We start from the raw sequence: 7784 nt of genomic DNA, 5'->3' as shown, positions 1-7784 counted from the left end.
GTCCGGCAGCTTGTTCGGGATTGAAAACAGGATTTGTCTGGCGGCAATAGCGCGGTGGTCCCACCTGACCCCATGCCGAACTCAGCAGTGAAACGCCGTCGCGCCGATGGTAGTGTGGGGTCTCCCCATGCGAGAGTAGGGCACTGCCAGACATTGATTTGACAGAGAAGCCATCCTGAACCGGATGGCTTTTTTGCATTTTGGGTAATAATTTATTTTTTCAGTTCTTATCCATTATTTTTGCGAGAATATGCAGCCAGTACGGTTCTTTCTGATAAATCCAGATAATCTTCCATTTTCTGCGTCGCTAGTTTTGTCTGGCCTGAATCCAGAAGCTCTAGAATATATGCATTCTTATCGACATAAGGAGCGTATAACAGTTCTGGTTCATTCAAAAGGCCAAAAGCTAAACGAAGTTCTGCCGAAATATTACGGTAGAATGTTATTAATCTTTCACTGTCGGTCAGTTCTACGATAGCGGCATGGAAACGCATATTGGCTGTACCAACTCCGACCCAATCTTGCCGATTTTGACATTGTTGGGCGTTTGCTACTGCTGCCCGCATTTTGGTAACAGCAGGATGCACAGGGTATGCTTGTGCAAGTGCTTGGCATTCAATCAGTTTTCTGACTCGATAGATATCAATAATTGACGCAATATCAGGTATTGCTACAAACACACCACGATTGGGTCGATGTTTTAATAACCCTTCTTGAGTAAGAGTGCGGAATACTTCTCGTAAAGTATTGCGGGAAATTCCAAGTTGTTCACTTAGGATTGCTTCTGATAAACGTTGTCCGGGTAATAATTCCCCGATAACCAGTTTATTTCTTATGATTTCTGTAATTTTCTTACTCAAAATTTGAGGAGAACTCTCTCTTTTCATAGTTATCCATTGGGTGTAGCTGAGAAAAGTACCTTTGGTGTTCAAAAGTTAATCTTCACATATTCTTGAATAACCAGCAAGTTACGATTATTTGCCTAACATAAAATAACATTATTCTTTTCATCCTAATCCTAAAATTGTGTATTTCAATGTCGTTTACCTCAATATGACATGCTTGAAAATTTGGTCGGGAATATGAATAAAGTGATCTCCGTTGGATTTTTACACTATATATACCAATTTTGTTTGATTGTTTTCTCGTCAGAAATTATCTATTGTTCAACGATATTACAATAATGATTTAACAATATGATAAATGTAATCGATTTAAACAGCGATCTCGGTGAGAGTTTTGGACAGTGGAGAATGGGAAATGATGAGGAAATGTTGGGGATTGTCAGCAGTGCAAATGTTGCCTGTGGTTTTCATGCAGGTGATCCGGCAGGAATTTTGCAAACTCTGAAATTAGCGAAGGAAAATCAGATCGTTATTGGGGCTCATGTTTCTTATCCTGATTTAGTTGGTTTTGGCCGTCGTAATATGGATCTTGCCAGCAATGAACTTACCGCAGATGTGATTTATCAGATTGGTGCTTTGCAAGGATTGGCTACATCAATAGGAACAACAATCAGTTATGTAAAACCACACGGCGCGCTTTATAACACGATAGCTAATGATAAAAAGCAGGGTCTGGCGGTTATTGAGGGCATATTGGCAATTAACCCAAATCTTGCATTGATGGGATTAGCTGGCTCAAATATCCTCCGGCTGGCGCAAGAAAAAGGGCTGAAAACTATCTCTGAGGCCTTTGCAGATCGTGCCTATACATCGAAAGGAGAATTGGTTTCCCGTCGTGAAGAAGGTGCTGTATTGCATGATGCTAGTTATGTTGCACAGCGTATGTTGCAGTTAGTCACAGAGGGAGGAGTGGAATCTATTGATGGAAAATTCACTCCTATTGAAGCAGATTCTCTTTGTGTACATGGTGATAGCTTAGGGGCGTTGGATATGGCCAGACAAATAAAAATTGTCCTGCAACAGGCAAGGATCACCATTCGATCATTTATCCATTCATAACCACATAGATTAATGATTTCAGGAGATAGCCTTGCGTTTTTTACCTGTTAATTTTAACTCCATTATGGTTGAACTTAGTGGATTGACAGAAACACTGATGTTGTTTGATTCGCTGAATATGACACCGCTTTCTGGGATTGAGGAGATTATTCCGGCGGCAAGAACTTTAATGATCCGTTTTCACCCGATGACAATTTCAGTTTATCAATTGGTCGATGAGATTCAGAACCGAAGTCTGCAAACATGCCGCTATGTGAGTGGAAAACAGATTGAGATCCCTGTGTGTTATAACGGTGAAGATTTAGCTGCTGTTGCTGAAATATTGGGAACTTCAGTACAGGACGTTATACGCCAACACGCCGAAAATGAATATAGGGTGGCTTTTACTGGATTTGCGCCTGGTTTTGCTTACTTGGTTTCGGATATTGCACAATGGAATATTCCACGTCGCAAAACACCAAGAACACGTATTCCCGCCGGCACAGTTGCCTTGGCGGGGGAGTTCAGTGGCATTTATCCTCAGGCAAGTCCTGGTGGTTGGCAACTGATTGGTATTACGAATAAACGCATGTGGGATCTTTCGCGCCCTGAACCTGCTTTATTACAACCGGGTGATCGTGTCAGCTTCCGAAATGTTGAACGAGGTATTGTAACGGTAAGTCTACCTGAAAAATCGTCTATTCCTGATGAAATTTTTGCTGAAATGTCTCCAGAGGGAGTTTTTTGTTCTTTGGAAATAGTATCTGTCGGACTACAAACGTTATTCCAGGATTTAGGGCGTTTGGGAAAATCAAGTTTGGGGATATCGGCATCTGGTGCCATGGATAAAAGTGCCTTGCGTAGTGCAAACCGTATCGTTGGTAACTCTTCTGATAAAGCGTGCTTAGAAATAGTACAAGGGGGATTTAGAGCTGTCGCCAGAGGGAAAATAATTATTGGGGTTACCGGGGCTTTATGTCCAATTCAGATCAAAACCCCGTCAGGGGAAATTTTGCATGTGAATACTTACAAACCTATTGATTTAAATGATGGAGATGAAATCATATTGGGAATACCCAATGCGGGAATGCGTTCTTATCTGGCTGTCAGAGGTGGTTTTATTGTTCCTGAAGTGCTGGCCAGTCGTTCATTTGACACACTGTCTAGTATTGGCCCTGTACCACTAAAACCTGATGATAGACTTATCATAGGGGAAACATCTCATTGTACAGCGGTATCTATTTCTGAAACACCGGCATTCGTAATGCCAAATAAAGATGACGTTGTAGTATTAGATATATTCTTTGGCCCTCGTACTGATTGGTTTGAGCAGACATCAATTGATTTGTTGCGAAACCAAATCTGGCAGATAACTCCACAATCCAACAGGATTGGATTGAGGCTAAATGGTGAGTATGCACTATCACGTATTAAGCACAAAGAGTTACCAAGTGAAGGAACTTGCAGTGGTGCGATACAAATTCCGGCCGATGGGCAGCCAGTATTGTTTCTGGCAGATCATCCTGTGACGGGTGGATATCCTGTTATTGCTTCTGTGGCACATTACCACCTTGATCTTGCTGGTCAGATTCCGATTAATGGCAAAATTCAATTTAATCCTATCAATCAATTCCACGAAATCCAGGGGAGTAAATAGCAGCAATGGACCCTACTGTTAACAATGTAAAAAAGACTACAAATAAAGTATTGATTGCCAATCGTGGTGAAATTGCTGTTCGCATTATTCGTGCTTGTCGTGACTATGGCATACAGACGATAGCTGTTTATGCAGATTCTGATATCGATGCACAACACGTACAATTAGCAGATGAAGCGTACGCTTTAGCAGGAAACAGACCTACAGAAACCTATCTTAATATTCCACGCTTACTGGAAATTGCAAAGCAAGCGCAGGCAACGATGATCCATCCCGGATACGGTTTTTTGTCTGAGCGAGCTGAATTTGCCCGTGCTGTAATCGATGCAGGATTGATTTGGATTGGCCCTAATCCTGACACAATTGACGAATTGGGAAATAAAATTAAGGCACGTAAAATTGCCCAGCAAGTTGGTGCTCCCTTGGTGATAGGAACCACAGAGCCTGTCAAAGATGTGCAGGAAGTTATTGCTTTTGCGGGGGAACATGGTTTACCGATTGCCATTAAAGCCGCATTTGGTGGTGGAGGTCGTGGTTTGAAAGTGGTCTGGCGACGAGATGAAGTTGAAGAACTTTACTATTCCGCAGTACGTGAGGCAACAGCCGCTTTTGGGCGAGGGGAATGTTTTATTGAACAGTTCCTGAATAAACCGCGTCATATTGAAGCGCAAGTGATTGCAGATAAATACGGTAATATCGTTGTACTTGGCACCCGTGATTGTTCCTTGCAGCGTCGGAATCAGAAACTGGTAGAAGAAGCTCCGGCTCCCTTTTTAACTCAGCAGCAACGAGAACGCATTCATGAAGCGGCAAAAGCGATTTGTGCGGCAGCCAATTATATCGGAGCGGGAACGGTCGAATTTTTGCTCAGTACTGATGGCACACTCTCTTTTTTAGAAGTGAATACTCGCTTACAAGTTGAGCACCCTGTTACGGAAGAAACAACTGGGATTGATTTAGTTATTGAACAGTTGAGGATTGCAGAAGGTTATCCGTTAAGCATCCAAAAAACACCCGTACCAAGAGGGCATTCGTTTGAATTTCGCATCAATGCGGAAGATGCAGGAAAAGGTTTTTTACCCACTTCCGGCACTATTACAACGTTTCTCCCGCCTTCTGGTCCTGGTATTCGTCTGGACTCCGGTGTAATGAGTGGTTCTACCATTCCCGCTGCTTTTGATTCATTGATGGCAAAACTGATTGTCACAGGAACAACGCGTGAACAAGCTCTTGCCCGTGCACGTCGGGCATTACAAGAATTTAAAATCAGTGGAGTAGCCTCTGTTTTACCTTTCCACCGAGCTGTAATCGGACATCCTGATTTTGTCTCAGGAGATAATTTCAACGTTCATACCCGTTGGATTGAAACAGATTTTGCCGATGAACTGGAAACTTCGCTACGTCAGATCCCTGCTGAGGATAAGCATATCACCCGCACCTATATTGAAATTGATGGTCGCAGGCATGAATTGGGCTTGTCATCAGATCTATTGGCAGGTTTAGCAAGGTTAGCGTCTGTCAGTGAGAAGCAATCTTCTCAGCCGATAATAAAGCAAAAAACGCCGCAAGATCCCCACCAGGTAAAGGCACCTATTTCCGGCATTCTGCATTCTTGGTTGGTGCGGGAAGGGGAGAAAGTTAATGAAGGTGATGTGATTGCCATGATGGAAGCCATGAAAATGGAGGTACAGATCCGTGCACATTGTTCAGGGAGAATCACATTCTGCGTTCAGGCAGGGAATTATCAGGATGCAGATAGAGTCTTAGCCAGAATAGAATATTAATATTTTATCTAAAAAACCAACGGGTATAAGTTTATACCCGTTTCAGCTTTGAGGTGAAGATCTCACTCAGGCTCTTTATCGTCATTAACTTCTTCATTCTATTCAATAAATAAACTTGTCTTTGTGGACTCAGGTCGTTAAAAAATCTTCGCTAGGAACTAAGAATAGTTGGATTTATTGGGACATGATTCCGAATTCAAATAGTTAAAATTAACGATAGTCACTTAAGGTTATTTACATTTCCTATAGAAATATAAATAATAATAATTATCAATCATGTTTTAACTGAAGAATGTATGTCTAAAATTACCAAAATTTACGCAAGCTTGGCTAAAAGTGGCCTGTGTGTTCCTCTGATGTCAGCATCAATGTTGACAGTCGCTGTTTCTACTAACGCATTTGCAAACACCGAAGGGTCAATCAAAAAATCAACGGCAACGGGCGATACACTCGTTGTTATTGCAGGTAACAATGCAGAACAAGAGAGTGGAAAAGTCAACCGTAACGAAATTAAAGTCAGACAGGCACAAAGCGTCGGTGAGATTTTAAAGAATGTACCGGGCGTTCAAGCGGGTCACCCTAGCGCTTTAGGGCAGCGCTTTAAAATCCGGGGCATGGATGATCAGTTCATCAACGTAACGGTTGATGGTGCACGGCAAGAGGGATATCACTTCCATCATGCGGGGAACTACGGTATAGACCCTGAAATGCTGAAGCAAATTGATATCAGCGTTGGTACGAATAGTATCACCTATGATACCGGAGCCCTTGGCGGTGCATTAAAATTTGAAACCGTTGATGCGGGTGATTTATTAGAACCGGGCCAATTATTTGGTACAAAAGGTAAATTAAGTTATGTCAGTAATGGTTCTGAGTTCCAGCAATCTTTAGCAACTTATGGCAGAGTGGGAGCCGTTGATTTATTAGGCTATTTTAACCATCGTAACATAAATGATGCTGAATCGGGCCGAGATAGCCGCGGAAGAGATTCAATTCCTACCGATGGGAAACTGGTCAATTACTTATTAAAAGCGAAATTCAATCTGACTGATGATCAGTACATCAGTGTATCAAAAGAACATTATCAGAATGATGCGGATACTAATTTCAGATTGAATTTTGGCCCGGATATCAATAAAGGGAAAAAAGGAGCGTACGCTTTAGAGCGTGATGCTTATAATCTTACTTACAGATATGTACCAGTCGATAATGACTTCATTGATTTAAAAATTTCTGCCTATCACACAGAACAAAACTTCAATCATATGAGGGAAGTCGGTGGGCCTGGAAAGGGATTTGACAGTATTGTTGAAACCCAAGGCATTAGGGCGCGTAATGTCTCTAATTTTGATACCCAGAAATTATCCCATGTTTTAACTTATGGGTATGAATATTTTGATACCAGAATGGCATACACTGATGTATCAGAAAATATACACAAAAAAGCAGTAGAAACAGGAAAGTCATCATCTGTTTATTTGGAAGATGATATTCAATTTGCTGATTTCCATATCATACCAGGTGTCAGATGGGATCATTACAAATACAACACTATCAATAAGAACCATGAACCTTTTGAGAGAACTTATGCTCGTTTCTCAAAAGCACTTGGTTTGAAATACGAACTTGGAGCATCAACCACATTATTTGCCAATTATACCGAACTTTTCAGAGGGCCATTGGGCAAAGAGATTGGTCTTGGGCCAAGCAATCACAATGCTAACTTGAAAACTACAACAGGGTACAACTTAGAAACTGGCGTAGCGGGAACATATCCTAGTGTTTTTGCTGAAAACGACTCATTTACTGTAATTGGTAAAGTATTCCAGACCAATTTCAAAAACCTGTCGACGACTTTAGCTAAAAGAGAGCTACAAAACATCCCAAAATCCAGATTAGAAGGGTTTGAATTAGCGACCAAATATAAACTGGATAACTTGTCCTTGAGAGCGACTTACGCCAAAGCGAATAATCAAATTATGCAAGGTAATGAGTTGTTTGACAGAAGATTAGAGTTCACACCAACTATTGGTGATTCTTTCACCATTGGTGGAAATTACTTGTTTGATAAAACCGACATTGAACTCGGTTGGAATTCCCGATTTGTCCGGTCAGCAGACGCGAAAGGGACAGATAGTGGTCGGGTTGTAAATGTACATAAATCAGGATATGGCGTCAGTGATGTGTATATTTCCTGGGCTCCGAAAACTGGCTCATTTAAAAACACAGAAATCCAGTTTGGTATCGATAATATCTTCGATAAACGTTACAACGAACAGTCTTACTATCTGAATATTTATAAAGGACAAGAAGAGAAAGGTCGCGCTTATAAAGCTACTATTTCTTATAAGTTCTAAAGTAAAGAAAATGCCTTAATTTTTAGGAAAAAGTCTGCGGATA

5 protein-coding genes and 1 rRNA gene are annotated in these 7784 nt (G+C 41.3%); 5 read left to right on the top strand and 1 reads right to left on the bottom strand.

From position 1 onward, the window contains the following. Positions 1-36: 36 nt before the first annotated feature. Positions 37-152 (top strand): 5S ribosomal RNA (gene rrf, locus Xind_RS03095). A gap of 75 nt (positions 153-227) precedes the next feature. Here rrf and Xind_RS03090 read toward each other — a convergent pair. After that, positions 228-887: a GntR family transcriptional regulator gene (locus tag Xind_RS03090; RefSeq protein ID WP_187649448.1), complete on the bottom strand. Its 660-nt coding sequence runs from the start codon at positions 885-887 to the stop codon at positions 228-230. Positions 888-1196: 309 nt separating this feature from the next. On the opposite strand from Xind_RS03090, the gene Xind_RS03085 reads away from it, so the two are divergent. The 4 genes from Xind_RS03085 to Xind_RS03070 all read left to right on the top strand — a co-directional run bounded on the left by Xind_RS03085 (position 1197) and on the right by Xind_RS03070 (position 7741). Beyond that, positions 1197-1964 (top strand): LamB/YcsF family protein, encoded by a 768-nt coding sequence (locus tag Xind_RS03085; protein WP_187649447.1) that lies wholly within the window; start codon positions 1197-1199, stop codon positions 1962-1964. Positions 1965-1995: 31 nt separating this feature from the next. After that, positions 1996-3600 (top strand): 5-oxoprolinase subunit B/C family protein, encoded by a 1605-nt coding sequence (locus Xind_RS03080; RefSeq protein ID WP_187649446.1) that lies wholly within the window; start codon positions 1996-1998, stop codon positions 3598-3600. A gap of 5 nt (positions 3601-3605) precedes the next feature. Then, the gene (locus tag Xind_RS03075) at positions 3606-5384 is read left to right on the top strand and encodes an acetyl/propionyl/methylcrotonyl-CoA carboxylase subunit alpha (RefSeq protein WP_187649445.1); all 1779 of its coding nucleotides are present in this window, start codon (positions 3606-3608) and stop codon (positions 5382-5384) included. Between the two features lie 296 nt (positions 5385-5680). Further along, positions 5681-7741, top strand: a complete 2061-nt coding sequence (locus tag Xind_RS03070) for a TonB-dependent receptor domain-containing protein (RefSeq protein ID WP_187649444.1) — start codon at positions 5681-5683, stop codon at positions 7739-7741. Positions 7742-7784 lie beyond the last annotated feature (43 nt).

It is taken from the genome of Xenorhabdus indica (assembly GCF_014467235.1).
GTDB classification, from domain to species: domain Bacteria; phylum Pseudomonadota; class Gammaproteobacteria; order Enterobacterales; family Enterobacteriaceae; genus Xenorhabdus; species Xenorhabdus indica.
The sequence above is the reverse complement of the archived record's forward strand: the minus strand, read 5'-3'. Positions and strand labels throughout refer to the sequence as shown.